At 64.0% G+C, this 17,305-nt stretch carries 16 protein-coding genes; 10 read left to right on the forward strand and 6 right to left on the reverse strand.

The window, feature by feature from the left end:
* Entirely contained in the window at window positions 1-639 is a 639-nt protein-coding gene (locus ACTU46_RS12800) for a 5-formyltetrahydrofolate cyclo-ligase (protein WP_443382272.1), read from the reverse strand.
* 156 nt (window positions 640-795) lie between these two features.
* On the opposite strand from ACTU46_RS12800, the gene ACTU46_RS12805 reads away from it, so the two are divergent.
* The 4 genes from ACTU46_RS12805 (at window position 796) to sepX (ending at window position 5,143) form a co-directional block, all read left to right on the forward strand.
* A complete protein-coding gene (locus tag ACTU46_RS12805; protein ID WP_443382274.1) occupies window positions 796-1,749 on the forward strand; it encodes a UTP--glucose-1-phosphate uridylyltransferase in 954 nt (317 codons plus the stop codon).
* 108 nt (window positions 1,750-1,857) lie between these two features.
* Window positions 1,858-3,138: a molybdotransferase-like divisome protein Glp gene (glp, locus tag ACTU46_RS12810; RefSeq protein WP_443382276.1), complete on the forward strand. Its 1,281-nt coding sequence runs from the start codon at window positions 1,858-1,860 to the stop codon at window positions 3,136-3,138.
* 4 nt (window positions 3,139-3,142) lie between these two features.
* Window positions 3,143-3,847, forward strand: coding sequence for a GNAT family N-acetyltransferase (locus tag ACTU46_RS12815; RefSeq protein WP_443382336.1), 705 nt, complete (start codon window positions 3,143-3,145; stop codon window positions 3,845-3,847).
* 126 nt (window positions 3,848-3,973) lie between these two features.
* Entirely contained in the window at window positions 3,974-5,143 is a 1,170-nt protein-coding gene (gene sepX / locus ACTU46_RS12820) for a divisome protein SepX/GlpR (RefSeq protein ID WP_443382277.1), read from the forward strand.
* Here sepX and ACTU46_RS12825 read toward each other — a convergent pair.
* Window positions 5,136-5,729, reverse strand: coding sequence for a DNA-3-methyladenine glycosylase I (locus ACTU46_RS12825; protein ID WP_443382279.1), 594 nt, complete (start codon window positions 5,727-5,729; stop codon window positions 5,136-5,138). The genes sepX and ACTU46_RS12825 overlap by 8 nt on opposite strands.
* Window positions 5,726-6,208 carry a methylated-DNA--[protein]-cysteine S-methyltransferase gene (locus tag ACTU46_RS12830; RefSeq protein ID WP_443382281.1) on the reverse strand — a complete coding sequence of 161 codons (483 nt, stop codon included), beginning with the start codon at window positions 6,206-6,208 and terminating at the stop codon, window positions 5,726-5,728. The genes ACTU46_RS12825 and ACTU46_RS12830 overlap by 4 nt, the downstream gene beginning before the upstream one ends.
* 91 nt (window positions 6,209-6,299) lie before the next feature.
* Between ACTU46_RS12830 and ACTU46_RS12835 the strand changes: the two genes are divergently transcribed.
* Both ACTU46_RS12835 and ACTU46_RS12840 read left to right on the forward strand, forming a co-directional pair.
* Window positions 6,300-6,722 (forward strand): DoxX family protein, encoded by a 423-nt coding sequence (locus ACTU46_RS12835; protein ID WP_443382283.1) that lies wholly within the window; start codon window positions 6,300-6,302, stop codon window positions 6,720-6,722.
* Window positions 6,715-7,374: a zf-HC2 domain-containing protein gene (locus tag ACTU46_RS12840; protein ID WP_443382285.1), complete on the forward strand. Its 660-nt coding sequence runs from the start codon at window positions 6,715-6,717 to the stop codon at window positions 7,372-7,374. The genes ACTU46_RS12835 and ACTU46_RS12840 overlap by 8 nt, the downstream gene beginning before the upstream one ends.
* 17 nt (window positions 7,375-7,391) lie before the next feature.
* On the opposite strand, the gene ACTU46_RS12845 is transcribed toward ACTU46_RS12840, so the two are convergent.
* Window positions 7,392-9,095 (reverse strand): dolichyl-phosphate-mannose--protein mannosyltransferase, encoded by a 1,704-nt coding sequence (locus tag ACTU46_RS12845; RefSeq protein ID WP_443382287.1) that lies wholly within the window; start codon window positions 9,093-9,095, stop codon window positions 7,392-7,394.
* Here ACTU46_RS12845 and rsmI point away from each other — a divergent pair.
* The 4 genes from rsmI (at window position 9,051) to ACTU46_RS12865 (ending at window position 15,930) form a co-directional block, all read left to right on the forward strand.
* Window positions 9,051-9,914 (forward strand): 16S rRNA (cytidine(1402)-2'-O)-methyltransferase, encoded by an 864-nt coding sequence (gene rsmI, locus ACTU46_RS12850; RefSeq protein WP_443382289.1) that lies wholly within the window; start codon window positions 9,051-9,053, stop codon window positions 9,912-9,914. The genes ACTU46_RS12845 and rsmI overlap by 45 nt on opposite strands.
* A 269-nt stretch (window positions 9,915-10,183) precedes the next feature.
* Entirely contained in the window at window positions 10,184-11,878 is a 1,695-nt protein-coding gene (locus ACTU46_RS12855) for a BCCT family transporter (RefSeq protein ID WP_443382338.1), read from the forward strand.
* Window positions 11,879-11,932: 54 nt separating this feature from the next.
* On the forward strand, window positions 11,933-13,765 hold the full coding sequence (metG, locus tag ACTU46_RS12860; protein ID WP_443382291.1) for a methionine--tRNA ligase: 1,833 nt from the start codon (window positions 11,933-11,935) through the stop codon (window positions 13,763-13,765).
* 80 nt (window positions 13,766-13,845) lie between these two features.
* On the forward strand, window positions 13,846-15,930 hold the full coding sequence (locus ACTU46_RS12865; RefSeq protein ID WP_443382293.1) for a RecQ family ATP-dependent DNA helicase: 2,085 nt from the start codon (window positions 13,846-13,848) through the stop codon (window positions 15,928-15,930).
* 27 nt (window positions 15,931-15,957) lie between these two features.
* On the opposite strand, the gene ACTU46_RS12870 is transcribed toward ACTU46_RS12865, so the two are convergent.
* Both ACTU46_RS12870 and ACTU46_RS12875 read right to left on the reverse strand, forming a co-directional pair.
* The gene (locus ACTU46_RS12870; RefSeq protein WP_443382295.1) at window positions 15,958-16,377 is read right to left on the reverse strand and encodes a DUF3806 domain-containing protein; all 420 of its coding nucleotides are present in this window, start codon (window positions 16,375-16,377) and stop codon (window positions 15,958-15,960) included.
* A gap of 23 nt (window positions 16,378-16,400) precedes the next feature.
* The gene (locus ACTU46_RS12875; RefSeq protein WP_443382297.1) at window positions 16,401-17,282 is read right to left on the reverse strand and encodes a phosphotransferase family protein; all 882 of its coding nucleotides are present in this window, start codon (window positions 17,280-17,282) and stop codon (window positions 16,401-16,403) included.
* Between the last annotated feature and the right edge of the window lie 23 nt (window positions 17,283-17,305).

Consider the following 17,305-nt stretch of genomic DNA (forward strand, 5'->3'; position numbering starts at 1 on the left):
TTACCTGGTGATGGTTCCCGGGCGGTCGTTGATATAGCGGATTCCGGTCGGGGTGATGATGATGTCCACCGGACGGTCATGGTCTTCCACCGGGAGATCATCACGGATCTCACCGTTGTAGAGCAGCACGGCGGTGGTGGGCGGGTTCCCCTCGGTGATTTCATCGAGTTCGGCTAGTGCCCGGTCGTAGTAGCCGCCGCCCTTACCCAGTCGCACACCATCTGGGGTGGCGGCTAACGCCGGCACGAAGATGACGTCGCAGTTGACGAGTTCAGCGGTGGGGATCCGGTCGCCGGTGGGTTCAGAGATGGAGAGTCGGCCGGGGCGCATCTCGATTTCACCCTTGTAGGTGGACCATTCGAGGATACCGTTGGGGCCGGAAACCGGCAGCAAAATGGTCGGGGCCTGAGTGTGGAGGGCATTGAGCAGCATACTGCCGCCAGGCTCGCCACGACGGGGCATGTAGGCGGCGATGGTGGAGGGGGTTCCGGAGCGGGCCCGGAGCAGAGAAGCGGTGTAGGAGGCTACCGCAGAGTCCTCACGGCGGAGTTCACTGTTGTTCATGTCCTTGCGCGACTGGCTCAGTAGGGCACGCATCTTCTTCTTGGCCTCACGAATATCTGCCTCACGATTGTCCATGACTCAACGATAGGGCTTGGGAGGCTGTGATGACCACCACCCGGTACCGGATCACCCCAGGCTAAGGGAATGCTGGGGGTGGGGTTGATGATATCTAATTCGCAGAAGCCCCGGTTGCTGACTGACCCGGTGACGGGGACAGGTAAGGTGAACTCCATGATTTCCCCGAATGAACAGCACACCCATGGGGTGAAGACGGTGGTGGTCCCGGCGGCAGGATTGGGAACCAGATTCCTGCCTACGACCAAGACAGTTCCCAAGGAGCTGTTACCGGTTGTCGATACCCCGGGTATTGAGTTGATTGCTGAGGAGGCCGCACAGTTGGGGGCTTCGCGTCTGGCTGTCATCACCTCGCCGAATAAGCAGGAGGTGCTCGCCCACTTCGGTGATTTCCCGGTGCTGGAGGCGACTCTGGCCGAGCGTGGCAAGACTGAGGCAGTGGCCAAGGTCAGACGCGCAGGTCAGCTGATCACCCCGATCGCTATCGAGCAGGAACAGCCGTTGGGCCTGGGGCATGCCGTCGGCCTGGCGGAGTCCGTGCTCGATGATGACGAGGATGTCTTCGCGGTCATGCTGCCGGATGATCTGGTGCTGCCGATGGGTGCGGTCGAGGAGATGGCGAAGGTACGTGCCGAGCTCGGTGGAACCGTACTCTGCGCCATCGAGGTCCCGCGCGAGGAAACCTATAACTACGGTGTCTTTGAGATCGCGGAGATCGAGGGCCTCAGCCGCGATGATGTCAAGGTCGTCCGCGGCATGGTGGAGAAGCCGGAGCCGGAGGATGCCCCCTCCAATTACGTGGCCACCGGCCGTTACCTGCTCGACCGGGCAATTTTTGATGCCCTCCGCCGGATCAAGCCGGGCAAGGGCGGCGAGCTGCAGCTGACCGATGCCATCGCCCTGCTCATCGAGGAAGGTCACCCCGTGCACATCCTCGTGCACAAGGGAGGCCGCCATGACCTGGGCAACCCAGGTGGCTACATCAAGGCCTGCGTGGACTTTGGTCTACGCGACCCGAAGTACGGGCCGGCTCTGCGTACCGCGATTGATGAGATCCTGGTACAGCTCGACGCTGAGAACGCTGCGCAGGAAGAAAACGCGGCGAAGTAGGTTGCCTGACAAAATCCAGGGTCCGATTCTCTGGTGTCAGTGGCTGCTGTTCATCCGACCCCGGTAGACTTTCCGGATAGTCGTTTCATCCTCGGAAGGAGAGCGTGAGTGCGTTCGGTTGAACAACAGTTGGCACTGGTCACTGATTCTGCGGTGACTCCGGAGCCGGTTCGTACCGCGATCGCCGATGCACTGGGTCTAATGTGCGCCGAGGAGGTCCAGGCCACCCGCCCACTCCCGGGTTTTCCGCAGGCTGCGATTGATGGTTATGCCGTCCGCGCGGTGGACGTGGGCGGTGAGCGCGGACTCGGCCGCACCCCGCCGGAGGAGCCGGTGGAGATACCTCGGGTCGCTCTGGAGCGTTCCCTACCGGTGGTCGGTGAGGTCAACGCTGGTTCCCAGCGTCCACTGCGGTTGCAGCCCAAGCAGGCGGTACGGGTCCACACCGGGGCCCCGCTGCCCACGCTTGCCGATGCTGTCCTCCCCTTGGAATGGTCGGATCGTGGCCGCAAGCGGGTCGTCGCTGAGCAGCCGGTACGTTCGGGGGATTTCGTCCGCCGTGTCGGCGATGACATCCAACCCGGTGATATCGCGGTCACCTCAGGTTCCGTGCTCGGCCCCGCCCAGATTGGTCTGCTTGCCGCGGTCGGTCGCTCCAAAGTTCTGGTTTATCCGCGCCCCCGGCTTTCGGTGCTTTCGATCGGCCATGAGCTGGTCGACATTGATCGGGAACCGGGCCTCGGGCAGGTTTATGATGTCAACTCCTACTCCCTGGCCGCCGCCGGCCGGGATGCTGGCGCCGATGTCCATCGGGTGGGCATCGTCGAGGGGGAGCCACGCCGCCTGCGCGATATCATCGAGGGCCAGCTGCTTCGCTCTGAGGTGATGGTCATCTCCGGTGCCGTCGGTGGTGCCGGTTCTGAGGGGATCCGCAAGGTGCTCGCTGACATCGGGGAGATCGACACTGCCCGGGTGGCCATGCATCCAGGTTCGGTCCAGGGTTTCGGTCGACTCGGGCCAGACCGGATCCCGGTGTTCCTGCTGCCTGCCAACCCGGTTGCGGCGCTGGTGACCTTCGAGATCTTTGTGCGCCCCCTGATCCGGCTCTCGCTGGGTAAACGCAATGCTCACCGTCGGGTGGTCCGGGCCCGTGCCGTTAACCATGTGCTTTCCCGCTCCGGACGTCGCGGTTTCATCCGTGCCCGGCTGATGCGGGATTCCGAGACCCATGACTATCTGGTGGAGGGGCTCGGTGGCGCCACCGGGGCACCAGCTCATCTGCTGGCTGGGTTGAGTGAGGCTAATGCGATGATCTGTATCCCGGAGGAGGTCACCGACGTACGTCCCGGTGATGTCGTTGAGGTCCTCTTCCTGCCTTCGAATGCGTGATGTGATGCTTGACCCCTTCGGCTTAGCCGAATCACGTCTGCGGGCCCCCGCACAAACTCCACCGCATCCGATTCATCCGGGTTGGGCGGAGGCTACCTCGGTGGTCCGACTCGCCACCGGCCCCCGGGTTCGGTTGCGCCCACTGCTGCGCGGGGATGGCCGAAAGTGGCGGGAGATGCGGCTGCTTGATGAGCCTCATCTCCGGCCGGTGGAGCCCACCGCACACCAGGGGTGGGCGGCATCCCATAGTCCGGCGGCCTGGCGCAGCAACCTCATGGCGCTCCGCGAGCTGGCAGGTCGTGGTGTCGTGGTGCCGATGGTGATTGAGGTGGATGGTCGTTTTGCCGGGCAGTTGACCCTGGGCAATATCCAGCACGGGGGAGTCTCCTCCTGCTGGGTGGGCTACTGGGTCTTCAGCGCTTTCCACGGGCTGGGGGTGGCCACTGCAGCCTGTTCCTTGGGCACCGATCATGCTTTTCGGCGGGTGGGTCTACACCGGGTGACCGCGACCTATCTTCCCTCGAACCCGGCTTCCGGGCGGGTTTTGTTGAACAGCGGTTTCCGCGAGGAGGGACTGTTGCGCCGCAATCTCCATATCGACGGGCAGTGGCGGGACCATCTGTTCGTCGCCCAAACCCGGGAGGACCACCCCGGAACGTGTGTGAATCGCCTTCGGTCGGCCGGAAAAGTCCTGCCCCTGCGGCATTGAAGCTAGGATCGAGGGAATCCAGGGGATTGCTGCGTGTTCGGCGTGGCACTCAACCGGTCTCACCTCAGCAGCATTAAGCTGGGTGAGACGTGAACTACATTGTCAATGGGAAGGCGGAACCCCCACGTGCCCGGAGGATTAGCGATTGTACTGATCATCGTGGTGTGGCTCTTTGTGCTTGCACCACTGCTTCTGCGTGGTCAGAAGCCGATCCGCAAGGCTGGTGAGGCATTCGATGAGACTCGCGTGATCCACGAGGGTGGCAGCCGGGAGTTGTCCAGCCGTCGCCGTCCGCGGGTCACTTCCGCAGATATCCGCCCCCGCCGGGAGCGCGATGACGAGGACTATGAACTCGTTGATGCTGATGATGTGCTTATCGACGACCGCGAGAACTCCGGCGCCGCCGGTGGTCTGGGTGGGGTTTTCGCCTCCGCCTCGGCCAAGTTCCACCGTAACCGCACCGATGGGGAATCCATCGAGGATGCTGCCGCGGAGTACCCCGAACCTGTCGTGGAGGGCGCTGTCGTCCACGAACTGGAAGCGGGTTCCGCAACCGAAGTGACACTCAAGTTGGAGACTGAAACGGCGGGGAGTGCTGAACACTTTGTGGATGACTCCTACTGGGCTGAGGATGAAGAGCATTATGAGCTCTCCGAGGCGTATACCTCTCCGGCTGATTTCTTGGACCCGCGGGCGGCGCTCGACGGCCCCCGGGAGGGCGTCGAGAAGCAGCTGACGGAGGACGGGGCACCCGAGTTTGAGGATGACCTGGCCGCCACCCCCGCGACGGAACTGCGGGATTCGGAGCTTTCCCAGGAGGAACTGGAATTCGCCCAGCGTCGTCGCGGCCGTGGCAGTTGGGATCCGGAGGCCGATGAGCACCATTCCCTGAATCGTTACCAGCGTCGCCAGCGCACCCTGATCGGTCTGGGTGTGGCGGTGGTGCTGACCCTGGTGGTCGCCATCGTGCTCGGCGGCTGGGCTTATGCCCTGCCGGCCATCGCCGTGGCAGCGACCGGGTTCTACCTGGTGGCCCTGCGTTCTCAGGTTCGTGAGGAGCAGGCCCTGCGGCGGCGTCGGATCCGGCAGCTGCGCCGCGCCCGTCTGGGTGTGGTCCACCCCGGGGAAGCTGCCTCGCAACTCCCGCGCCAGCTGCGCCGCCCCGGAGCCCTGGTGTTGGAACGCGATGATGAGAGCCCCGACTTCGAATACCTGGAGACCAGGTACCTCGCGGAACCTGCCGCAGCTCCGGAGGTCGCGGAGTTCCAGCGTTATCGCGACCGCCGGGTCAGCTAGGCCAGAGCCCCGAAACACCACGACGGTGCGACCCCAGCACGTGGGTATCCACCATCCCGATGGCTTCCATCAGCGCGAAGCAGGTGGTTGGACCAACGAAACTGAAGCCCTCTTTTTTGAGGGCTTTTGCCATGTCCGCAGCCTCCTTGGAGGTGGTGGGCACCTCGGCCATGCTGCTCGGGGTGGGGGTGCACCTGGGCTGGAAGGACCAGATCAGGTCCACCAGTCCCACCCCCTCACGCAGGCGCAGCACCGCAGCGGCATTGTTGATCGTCGCCTGAATCTTGCGCCGATTGCGCACGATCCCGGCATCGGCCATCAGGCGTTCCACCTCAACCGGGGTGAAGGCGGCCACCTGTGCCGGCTCGAAGTCCGCGAAAGCGGCGCGGAATGCCGGGCGTTTGCGCAAGATGATCAACCAGGACAGCCCGGCCTGGAAGGCCTCTAAAGAAAGCCGCTCGAATAGCCCTCGCTCATCGCGGACCGGCATTCCCCATTCAGTGTCATAATAAGCCTGTAGCAGCGGGTCGGTGGTTGCCCAGGGGGTCCGGGCCAGCCCATCGAGGCCGATCGCCAGTTCACTCACTGGGACTCCAACGACAACAGGGTCTGCTTGGCCACCAGCCCACCGCGATAGCCTCCCAGGGTGCCATCGCTGCGCAGCACCCGGTGGCAGGGCAGGATGATCGGCAAGGGGTTGCTGGCACAGGCCGAGCCGACTGCGCGGACCGCCCCAGGATTGTCGAGCTCCTTCGCGAGCTCCTGATAGGTGCGGGTCCTGCCATAGGGGATAGCGGCGAGGTGGAATTGTGCCTGCCGGCGGAAACCCGGACTTCCGGGGTGGTCGAGGGGCAGCTCGAACTCGCGGCGGGTGCCGGCGAAGTACTCGCCGAGCTGGTGGGCGGCGGCGTCGAGAAGCGGGTCAGCGGTGGCGATCCCACCGATGTCGAGGGTGCTGAGATCCTCGTTCTCGAAGGCGATGTAGCGCAGCCCCTGCTCGCCGGCGACCAGCAGGAGGATACCGATGGGTGAGTCGAGGTAGCGGTGGCGGATACCGGTGGTCATGGTGTTCTCCTGGTGGGAAGTTCGGGTTCTCGGGGACATCTGGGCGTGGTTGCCTCGTCTAAGAACCAGGGTAGAAGGTAGTCTATGCCTCATGGATAAGCCGGTGGTGAGAGATGCAGCGCTGCTCATTTTCCGTGGTGTACTGGGCCTGGTGTTCATTGCACACGGGTGGGACAAACTCTTCCTGACCGGAATCACCGAGACCACCGGGCAGTTCAGCGCCTGGCAGGTCCCGCAGCCGAAGCTCTCCGCCTATGTCGCCGGCATCGCTGAGCTGATCGGCGGTGCGCTGCTGGTGATCGGTTTGCTGACCACGATCATCGCCGGCGCACTGGCGTTGCTGATGCTGGCGGCCGCCTACTTCGTCCACCTCGATCAGGGGTTCTTCAGTGACAGTGGACTGGTCTCCGGCGGTGGCCTGGAATACCCGGTGGTGCTCATCGCCGGATTATTAATGATCGTGGTCTTCGGTTCCGGACGGGCCAGCGTGGACGGAGTTCTTTCCCGTGCTTGAATGTGAACATGTCCAGGCAGCGCTCTCTGCCCGGTTGGACGGCGAACCCACCGGCTACCCCGATGACATCATCGACGCCCACCTCGCCAGCTGTGAGGAATGCCAGGCCTTCTACCGGCAGGCGATCGCCTTGAACCAGCAGCTGCTGGGAGGCAATACCGGAGTGGACAACGCGCCGGATCTTTCCGAGCTGATCCTGGCCGGCGTGGAGCCGGAATGGCGTCGTCGGGCGAGCTCCCGGGCGCTGGGGTTGGCACTGACCCGCATCCTGCTGGTGACGCTCGGCATCATCTACATGATCTGGTCCATAAACATCTTGGCGCTATCCCCGGTCCAGGTCATGGATGACGGCTACGCGGATCTGTTGGTGGAGACCGCGGCGCTGCGGCTGGCCCTGGGATTTGGGCTCTTCTTCGCCGCCTGGCAACCGCGGCTGGTGGTGGGCATGCTACCGATGGTGGGCGCGTTGCTGACCTTCAGCGCCGGCTTCGCGGCACGTGATGTGGTACTCGGAATGGTCGCCGGAAACCAGCTGGGCTTCCTGCTTCTGCTGCTGCTCACGGTGGCGGTACTAGCCTGGTCCTGGCTTAACAATTACGGGCTGGCGGCCTTCCGGCAGACCTGGGACTCACTCAGCGCGAAGCCGAACTAGCCCCGAGATCCCCGCCCCTAGATCCAACTGGGCAGCCACATGATGTCGAAGTAGTGGGCATCGGAGATCCGGATGCCGTAGAAGATCGGCAGCCAGTAGAAGAACATCGCCACCACCAGTGCCAGATAGGCACACACCGCCACTGATCCCCAGGTCAGATGCTGCAATCTGGCCCACTTGAGCGGCTGAGCGGAGTTCCACAGCTGACCGCAGGCCAGGGCCAGCAACACGATGGTGAAGGGCACCAGCGCAGCGGCGTAGAAGAAGTACATCTGGCGGTCATAGCTGGCCAGCCAGGGCAGAAAACCAGCGGCGAAGGCGATCAGCGGTAGCAGGAACTGGCGCTGGCGACGGATCACCAGGGACCAACAACCCCAGAGCAGTGCCGGAACCGTCAGCCACCAGATGGCCGGGGTGCCGAAGAGGAAGATCATCTCCCGACAGGTCCCCGCAGCGCACTCCAGATCAGTGTTGGAGTGATAGAGGATCGGCCTGCCGGCAAACAGCCAGGACCATGGCTTGGAATCCCAGGGATGGCTGTGTCCGCTGGAGGTGGTCAGGGAACCGTGGAACTCCAACACCGAGAGGTGATAGTGGAGCCATCCGGCGAGAGCTTCCGGCAGCGCCTGCAACCAGGAGTCGGAGGCGATCGTGCCATCTGTCAGGGCGTGGCGGTAGACGCTGGTCTCGGAGGCGAACCAGGCACGCCAGCTCCAGATATAGAGGAGCGCGGGCACCAGCACCAGGGACGCCAGCGCCGGCAGCGTATCGCGGAAGAGTGCGCCGAGCACCGGGCGCCGGACACCATAACGGCGTCGCAGCGCGAGATCGGTGAACACACTGAGCAGACCGAAGAAGGCGATGTAGTACAGGCCGGACCACTTCACCCCGAGTGCAAGGCCCAGGAAGACGCCGGTGGTGAAACGCCACCAGCGGAAGCCCAGCCGGGGGCCAAAGGGACTCTCACCCATCATCTGGTTCAGCCAGGCGGTGTGCAGCCGTTGGCGTATCTGCTGGTGATCACAGGTCAGCGCCCAGGCGGCGGCGACAATGAAGAACACCTGGAAGATATCGAGCATGCCGAAACGGGCGGTAATCAGCAGCACCCCGTCGAAGACCGCCAGTAGTCCGGCGATGGTGGCCACCTGCCAGGAGTGGCTCAGCCGGCGGGTCAGCGCCATGATCATCAGTACCGTGGCGACCCCGAAGAGTGCCGTCATCAGACGCCAACCCCAGGGGGAGTAGCCGAAGATCAGCTCGCCGAGCGCCAGCAGCTGCTTAGCCAGCGGCGGATGTACCACCAGCCCATAACCGGGATTGGATTCGATACCACCGATCAGTGGGTTGATCCAGGACTCCACCATGTCCCAGGCCTGCGGAACATAATGCTTCTCATCGAAGACCGGCGTCCCCTGGGAATGCGCGCTCCCCAGACCGATGAAGCGGGTCAACAGTGCCAGCAGACCGATCGCCAGGGTGCTCAGGGTATCCGCCCGGGACCACCGGTAGGTGTGGGGGGTCGGAGGGGAAACCCGGGCGGCCCTGCGCGCCGAGATAGAGGAGGCTACGGAGGTACTCACCTGAGAGAGTCTAGAGGGCAGAGACTTCGGGTGTGGGAAGCTGGAGGCATGAACAACACCGAGCACACCCCCGAACCCGCCGTCGAAGGCACGAATATGGACACCGTGGACCTGGAAACCGCAGCTGCTCCGCTGCCCCATGGTGTGATCATCGTGGCGACTCCGCTGGGAAATATCGGTGACGCCTCCCAACGGCTGAAGCAGGCGCTGGCACAGGCGGAGGTGGTCGCTGCGGAGGATACCCGTCGCACCCGCGCCCTGGCCGCTGCCCTGGGCGTGCAGATCAGCGGCAAGGTGGTCTCGAATTTCGATCACAATGAGGAGGGGCGGGTGACCCAGCTGCTGGAGGCTGCCCGCCACGGCAGCGTCGTGGTGGTCTCCGATGCCGGCATGCCGGTGGTCTCCGACCCGGGACTCGCCTTGGTCAACGCCGCCCACGATGCCGGCATCCCGGTGACCTGCTTCCCCGGACCCTCGGCGGTGCCCACCGCGCTGGCGCTCTCCGGGCTGAATGTGGGCAAGTTCGCCTTCGACGGTTTCGCCCCGCGCAAGTCCGGTCAACGCAAAGAATGGCTGAAATCGCTGAAAAACGAGGCCCGCGCGGTGTGCTTCTTCGAGTCCCCGCACCGGATCGCTGACACCCTTGACGACGCCGTCGAGGTCCTCGGCCCGGCGCGCCGGGCCGCGGTGTGCCGGGAGCTGAGCAAGACCTACGAGGAGGTCCGTCGGGGCGGGCTGGGCGAGCTGGCGGAGTGGGCGCGCGGTGGGGTGCGTGGTGAGATCACCGTGGTGCTCGAAGGTGCCGGCGATGAGGAGGTTGATGTCACCTCCCTGGTCTCGGCGGTGGCGGAGCGCGTGGCTGAGGGGGAGCGGTTGAAAACGGTATGTAAGGAGATCGCGGCGGCGCGCGGGGTATCCGCCAGGGAGCTCTATGATGCGGTGCTGGCCGCTCGGGGGTGAACCGTTATAGCTTCGTTATCAAAACTGGGAACTAGGGGTGTGCGCTGCACGGTTGGACATAAAGGTTTGGTAACTGCCTCGAGGCGTTAGGTCTGTTCAGGGCTTTGAACTGCAATTTTAAGTTGATATATCCACCGTGCTGACCAACCCTGGGGGTTATGAAAAATTCTGAGCACGAAGCTGAATCTTCAACCGCAGCACCTCCGTCACCGGACATCACGGTCGATGATCAACTGCAGTCAGCGACCGCCACTGAGCAGTTGGCGGAGATGCTCTCCTCCACCTCGGCTATCGGGGAGGGGATCGAACGCGGCGAGAAACCGGTTGAGCTGGCGGCCGAACGCAAGGACCAACCGATCAACTGGGCGGTGGTCATTCCGGCCGCCATCCTGATCCTGATCACTTCGATCTGGGCACTGGTCGGCGGCGATGGCTTCGCGGATGCCGCAGCCGGCGCCCTGAATTGGGTGGTGGCCAACCTCGGGTGGGCCTTCGTCCTCTTCAGCACCACCTTCGTCGCCTTCGTGGTCGTGATCGCCTTCAGTAAATTCGGCACCATCAAATTGGGTGCGATTGACGAAGCCCCGGAGTTCCACACGGTCTCCTGGATCGCGATGATGTTCGCCGCCGGCATGGGTATCGGCCTGATGTTCTACGGAGCTGCAGAGCCGCTGACCTTCTACCGTGACGGGGTGCCCGGCCATGCGGCCAATGAGGTGGGCACCGCGATGTCCGCGGCGCTGTTCCACTGGACCCTGCACCCCTGGGCGCTCTATGCCATTGTCGGGCTGGCGATCGCCTACTCCACCTTCCGGATGGGTCGGAAGCAACTGATCAGCTCGGCGTTCACCCCGCTGGTCGGGGAGAAGCACGCCAATGGACTCTTCGGCAAGGTCATCGACATCCTCGCCATCTTCGCCACCGTCTTCGGCACCGCCTGTTCACTGGGACTGGGCGCGATCCAGATCCGGGCGGGTCTCTCCGCCGCCGGGCTGGTGGAGAATCCCGGCGAGGGGGTCATCCTCGGTATTGTCGCCGTGCTGACCCTGTGCTTCCTGCTCTCTGCTCTCTCTGGCGTGGGCAAGGGCATCCAGTACCTGTCCAACTTCAACGTCATTCTGGCGGGCATCCTGGCGATCTTCGTCTTCATCGTCGGCCCCACCGTGGCAACCCTGAACCTGATCCCCGGTTCCGTCGGCACGTATCTCTCGAGCTTCTTCGAGATGGTGGGCCGTACCGCTGAGAGCGCAGATGGCACCGCCGGCGAATGGCTGGGTAGCTGGACCATCTTCTACTGGGCCTGGTGGATCTCCTGGAGCCCCTTCGTCGGTATGTTCCTGGCACGGATCTCCCGGGGTCGTTCCATCAAGGAGTTCATGCTCAGCGTTTTGCTGATCCCCTCCGGTGTGTCCGTGGTCTGGTTCGCCATCTTCGGTGGCACCGCTATCACCTTCGAGCGTGAGGGCAACTCCATCTGGGGTGATGGTTCCGCAGAGTCCCAGCTGTTCAACCTGCTCCATGAGCTGCCCGGTGGCACCATCATGGGGGTGGTCGCGGTGATTCTGCTGGGTACCTTCTTCATCACCTCCGCGGACTCCGCCTCCACCGTGATGGGCACCATCTCCCAGAACGGCAAGTCGGACGCGAACCCGTGGATCTCCGCAGCCTGGGGCCTGCTGACCGCGATCCTGGGGGTGGGTCTGCTGATCTCCGGCGGCGATTCCGCCCTGGGCAATGTCCAGAACGTCACCATCGTGGCTGCGGTACCCTTCCTGCTGGTGATCATCGGTTTGATGTTCGCCATCGTGAAGGACCTGCGCAATGACGTGATCTACAAGGATATCCGCGAACAGCAGAAGTTCGCGACCAAACTGGCCCGCGAACGCCGCTTCCATGCCGACTACCAGCGCCGCGAGGAGCTCAAGATCCGTCGCCGGCAGCGTCAGAAGGAAAGCAAACGCTAGCCTGCCTGGCATGCCACTTCGGTGAACGCTCACCGATAAATTAGAGTGGAGCGCATGTCTAAGTCTGTGCTCGTTTCAGTTGCCTGGCCTTACGCCAACGGTCCCCGCCACATCGGTCATGTGGCGGGGTTCGGTGTTCCCTCCGATGTCTTCGCCCGTTACCAGCGAATGTCGGGTGCCGAGGTCCTCATGATCTCGGGCACCGATGAGCACGGGACCCCGCTGCTGGTTCAGGCGGACAAGGAAGGCGTGAGCGTCAAGGAGCTGGCGGATCGCTACAACCGTCAGATCGTTGAGGATCTGGCAGGCCTGGGACTGTCCTATGACCTGTTCACCCGAACCACCACGCGCAACCACTATTCCGTGGTGCAGGAGCTTTTCCGTGGTCTCTACGACAACGGTTATATGCTCAAGGAAACCACCATGGGTGCGGTCTCCCCGTCCACCGGGCGCACCCTCCCGGACCGCTATATCGAGGGCACCTGCCCGATCTGTCATACCCCGGGCGCCCGCGGCGACCAGTGTGACAACTGTGGTAACCAGCTTGATCCGGCAGACCTGATCAACCCGGTCTCCAAGATCAACGGCGAAACCCCGGAGTTCCGCGAGACCGAGCACTTCCTGCTTGACCTGCCCTCCCTGGCAGATACGCTGGGGCAGTGGCTGCGCAGCCGGGATTCCTGGCGGCCGAATGTCCTGAAGTTCTCCTTGAACCTGCTCGAGGACCTGCGCCCGCGCGCCATGTCCCGCGACATTGACTGGGGTATCCCGGTCCCGGTGGAGGGCTGGCAGGACAACAACGCCAAGAAGCTCTACGTCTGGTTCGATGCCGTGATCGGCTATCTTTCCGCCTCCATCGAATGGGCCTGGCGTTCCGGTGAGCCGGAGGCCTGGCGCAAGTTCTGGAATGATCCGGAAACGTCCTCCTACTACTTCATGGGCAAGGACAACATCACCTTCCACTCCCAGATCTGGCCCGCCGAGCTCCTCGGCTATGCGGGCAAGGGAGCCAAGGGTGGTCAGCTGGGTGAGCTCGGTGAGCTCAACCTGCCCACCGAGGTCGTCTCCTCGGAGTTCCTGACCATGTCCGGTTCCAAGTTCTCCTCCTCCAAGGGCGTGGTCATCTACGTCAAGGACTTCCTCCGGGAGTTCGGTCCGGACCCGCTGCGCTACTTCATCGCCGTCGCCGGCCCGGAAAACAACGACACCGACTTCACCTGGGATGAGTTCGTCCGCCGCGTGAACAATGAGCTGGCCAACGGTTGGGGCAACCTGGTCAACCGCACCGTGGCCATGGCGCACAAGAACTTCGGCGAGGTGCCGGTGCCGGCGGCGCTGACTGAGTCCGACCGGAAGATCCTGGATCTGGCGGCCAGCTCCTTCGAGACCGTGGGCCTGGACCTGGACGAATCCAAGTTCAAGGCGGGCATCGGTGCGGTCATGCACATCGTCGGTGAGGCCAACGCCTACATCGCCGAGCAGGAGCCCTGGAAGCTGGCCAAGGACGAAACCCAGCGTGAGCGGCTGGCGACCGTCCTGTGGACCGCGCTCCAGGTGGTCAGTGACTGCAACGTCATGCTGACCCCGTTCATCCCGCACACCGCGCAGAAAGTCCACGAGACCCTCGGGCGCGAGGGCATCTGGGCGGCGACTCCGAAGATCGTCGAGGTTACCGATGACATGCCGGTCAACCCGGTCGGTGTCGGCCTGCCCGCAGAAGGCCAGTCCTACCCGGTGATCATGGGTGACTACCAGTCTCAGCTGGCTACCTGGAAGCGGATCGACATCGTGCCGGGCACCGTTCTAGCCAAGCCGAAGCCCTTGATTGAGAAGCTCGATCCGGAGCTCGGCGAGACCGGCCCCGAGTGGGCTCCGGTTAAGAAATAGCACCAGCTCAGCGATAGTTTTTATGGGAGCACTGGCCCCGGTCATCGGATGATGTCCGGGGCATGGTGTTAGCTGGGGGCATGACTAACCCAGCAACTCGTGAAGAAGCCAATGTCCTCCTCACCGGAATCGCCGGTCCGGGGGCGGTCCTGCGCGATGACCAGTGGACCGCGATCGACGCCCTGGTCAACCAGCACCGCCGGATGCTCGTCGTGCAGCGCACCGGTTGGGGGAAATCGGCGGTCTATTTCATCGCCGCCAAACTTCTCCGGGAACGGGGAGCCGGCGCCTCGCTGATCATCTCCCCGCTGCTGGCGCTGATGCGCAACCAGGTGGCCGCCGCTCAGCGTGCCGGGATCAGGGCCGCCACCCTCAATAGCGCGAATATGACCGAGTGGGAGGAAATTCAGGGGCAGGTCGCCCGCGGTGAGATTGACGTGCTGCTGGTGTCCCCGGAACGGCTGAACAACCCTGGTTTCCGCGATGAGGTGCTGCCGGACCTGGCCCGGGCGGTGGGCATGCTGGTGGTGGATGAGGCGCACTGTATCTCTGACTGGGGGCATGATTTCCGTCCCGATTACCGCCGCATCCGAGATCTGCTCGCGGGGCTGGGGGAGGGCACCCCGGTGCTGGCCACCACCGCCACCGCAAATGACCGGGTGGTCGTTGATGTCCAGGCTCAGCTGGGGGAGAACACCGGCCTGCTGCGCGGCGGTCTGGACCGTGAGGCGCTCCACTTGTCGGTGGTGAAGTTAGCGGACACCACCACGCGTCCGGCCTGGCTGGCCACTCACCTCAGTGAGTTGGAAGGCTCAGGCATCATCTACTGCCTGACCGTCTCCGCGGCGGAGGATCTCGCGCAGGCGCTGGAGGCGGCCGGCTGGAATGTCGCCTCCTATACCGGCCGTACCGAGGCCGGGGAGCGCGAGCGGCTCGAACAGGCACTGCTCAACAATGAGCTCAAGGCGCTGGTGGCCACCTCAGCACTGGGGATGGGTTTTGATAAACCTGACCTGGGATTCGTGGTGCATCTGGGGGCGCCCTCCTCACCGGTGTCCTATTACCAACAGGTCGGCCGTGCCGGTCGTGGTACCGATCGCGCTGAGGTGATCCTGCTGCCAGGTGTGGAGGACATCGAGATCTGGGAATACTTCGCCTCCGTCTCCTTCCCGGATGAGGACACCGTCCGCGGGCTACTGCAGGTGCTTGATACCCAGGAAGCACAGTCCACGGTGCGGTTGGAGTCAAAGGTCGATCTCTCACGCTCCCGGTTGGAACAGGTGCTCAAGGTCCTCGACGTCGATGGTGCGGTACGAAGGGTCAAGGGGGGCTGGTTGTCCACCGGGCAAGCCTGGCACTATGACGCCCAGCGCTACGCCGGGCTGGACCTCGCCCGGCGCGCTGAGCAGCAGGCGATGCTCGATTATGAGTCCACCTCGGAGTGTCTGATGCTCTTCCTCCGCCATCAGCTCGATGATCTCACTGCCACGCAGCCCTGTGGCCGCTGCGCCAACTGCACCGGCCAGAACTGGGATCAGCGGATTGATCCGGCTGCGGCACAGGCGGTGACCGAGCGGCTGCGTGCCCCCGGCATCCGGGTGGCACAGCGCCGCCAGTGGCCCTCCGGGATCGGGGCCAAGGGCAAGATCAAGGGGATCGGTGCCGGCCGGGCGCTGGGTCGGCTCAACGATGTCGCGCGTGGCCCCGCGCTGCGGAATCTTTTGGAGACGAAGAGCTGGGTTCCAGCACAGGATTGGCGCCAGGATGAATGGCTGGGTCGTATTGTCGCGGTGCTGGCGGACTGGGACTGGGATCAGCGTCCGACGAATGTGGTGGTCCTGGGTGCGGTGGAGCCAGCGGGGAACGCTTTGGTGGAACGGCTCGGGCAGGCGATCGCGGGGGTCGGCCGGATGAACTACGCCGGGGTGCTGCCGGTGCGTCCCACCGAGGGCGAGGTGGCTGCCCAGAACTCCGCCTATCGCGTGCAGGGACTGCTGGAGCACTTCGACTGGTCGGCGATCGCCGGACTACACCTGGCGGAGGGGCCGATCCTGTTGGTCACCGATCTGATCGATACCGGGTGGTCGGTCACCGTGGCTGGTTCGACGATCGCGGAACGCACGGGCAGGGAGGTGCTCCCCTTCGCGCTGGCGAGCCGGGGCTAACTGTAATTCCCCGGGGGTCCTCGCGATTCAGATCCCCAGCTTCACCCGGCTGAGCTTGAGGAAGTGTTCACAGAACTCCTCGAGCTGGCCCGGCTCATAGTCTTCGTCGAAGCGTTTGCCCACCACGATGATCGGGCAGGAATACACCTGGCCGCCGTCCGGGGCCTCGCGGAGGATGGCCAGATCGGTGCCGTAGTCATCAGAGATGATGACCCACTCCATCGCGAGTTCGCGGCGCAGATACTCGCCGACCGCGATGCCGAAGGTGGCCATGAACGGCGTCGGATCGAAGTCTTCCTTCTCCTTGGCCACCAGATAATCCGTGAGAGTCGCCTCGAAGGCCTCGAAAAGCTGGGGTGGGGTGGAGCCGAAGCCGGTGTTCTCGGCAACCTTGAGGTTGTCCTCGATCCACTGGCGGGTGTCATCGTCGAGCTGTTGAACCTGCATGGTGGGTCACTTTACCCAGGGTTTCAGAGCTGCGCCCGGGCGAGCTCAAATTCAGTCCAGGCCTGCCCGCCCGGGGTACGGCCGGTGCGCAGGTGATCAACCAGCAAATAGACGGCGTCCCAGCGTCGATAGATCCCGGCACGATCCAACAGGCCTTCATCTGGTTCGGCCTCATAGTGCTCAAGTACCGCGGTGGGATCGGGCAGGTGCGCGAAGTCCACCGCCGGATCGCCCAGGTTCATATCGGAAAAGTCGATCACCCCGAGCCGGGTGCCATCCCAGAGCAGATGATCGGCGTAGAGATCACTGTGGATCAGTCGCGCCGGGCGGGTGCCATCCAGTAGGACGTCGGTGTCAGAAAAGATCTTCTCGATATCGCGCAGCGCAGCCGCCGGGAGCACCCCGGGCAGGTACTGGGCAGCGCGCTCCTGCAGCAGGGCGATCTTCGCCGGAAGTGCCCGCGGGGCGGTACTCAACCCGCCCGCGGCACGCCAGCCCTGCACCCGGTGAAAGGGCTCCCGGGAGATGTCCCGGCTGTGGAGCACCGAGAGCAGCTGCCCCAGCTGCCGACTCGCCGCCGCTGGCCAGGGGCCTTCCGCTGGAGTGCCCCGCACCAGGGTCTGCAGGGCCAGGGAGCCATCCGGGAGCAGGCAGACCGGGCGGGGGAGGGCGGCGTCGACAAGCGGGGCGAGAGTGCTCAGCACAGCTGCCTCGGTCGCGGCTTGCGCGCGGTAATCATCCGAATGGGGTGCCCGGGCGACCAGGGGGCCATCGGCCCCGCCGCGCAGGATCGCCACGGCGTGATCGAGTCCCTGGCGGGGAAATTCCACCTGATCGAAGTGCAGGTCGGGATAGGCGGATCGCACCATTGCTGGCAGGGAGGTGGCGCTCGGCGTGGTGCTCATGTCAGTGGAGTCTAGAATGACGC

The sequence above is a fragment of the Corynebacterium sp. A21 genome (assembly GCF_052266655.1).
Taxonomy (GTDB): domain Bacteria; phylum Actinomycetota; class Actinomycetes; order Mycobacteriales; family Mycobacteriaceae; genus Corynebacterium.

Coding starts and splice junctions, on each gene's coding strand:
- ACTU46_RS12800 (WP_443382272.1), bottom strand. CDS start 639: ATGGACAATCGTGAGGCAGATATTCGTGAGGCCAAGAAGAAGATGCGT.
- ACTU46_RS12805 (WP_443382274.1), top strand. CDS start 796: ATGATTTCCCCGAATGAACAGCACACCCATGGGGTGAAGACGGTGGTG.
- ACTU46_RS12815 (WP_443382336.1), top strand. CDS start 3,143: ATGCTTGACCCCTTCGGCTTAGCCGAATCACGTCTGCGGGCCCCCGCA.
- ACTU46_RS12830 (WP_443382281.1), bottom strand. CDS start 6,208: ATGACCACCGGTATCCGCCACCGCTACCTCGACTCACCCATCGGTATC.
- ACTU46_RS12835 (WP_443382283.1), top strand. CDS start 6,300: ATGGATAAGCCGGTGGTGAGAGATGCAGCGCTGCTCATTTTCCGTGGT.
- rsmI (WP_443382289.1), top strand. CDS start 9,051: ATGGACACCGTGGACCTGGAAACCGCAGCTGCTCCGCTGCCCCATGGT.
- ACTU46_RS12845 (WP_443382287.1), bottom strand. CDS start 9,095: ATGGGGCAGCGGAGCAGCTGCGGTTTCCAGGTCCACGGTGTCCATATT.
- ACTU46_RS12855 (WP_443382338.1), top strand. CDS start 10,184: ATGCTCTCCTCCACCTCGGCTATCGGGGAGGGGATCGAACGCGGCGAG.
- metG (WP_443382291.1), top strand. CDS start 11,933: ATGTCTAAGTCTGTGCTCGTTTCAGTTGCCTGGCCTTACGCCAACGGT.
- ACTU46_RS12865 (WP_443382293.1), top strand. CDS start 13,846: ATGACTAACCCAGCAACTCGTGAAGAAGCCAATGTCCTCCTCACCGGA.
- ACTU46_RS12870 (WP_443382295.1), bottom strand. CDS start 16,377: ATGCAGGTTCAACAGCTCGACGATGACACCCGCCAGTGGATCGAGGAC.
- ACTU46_RS12875 (WP_443382297.1), bottom strand. CDS start 17,282: ATGAGCACCACGCCGAGCGCCACCTCCCTGCCAGCAATGGTGCGATCC.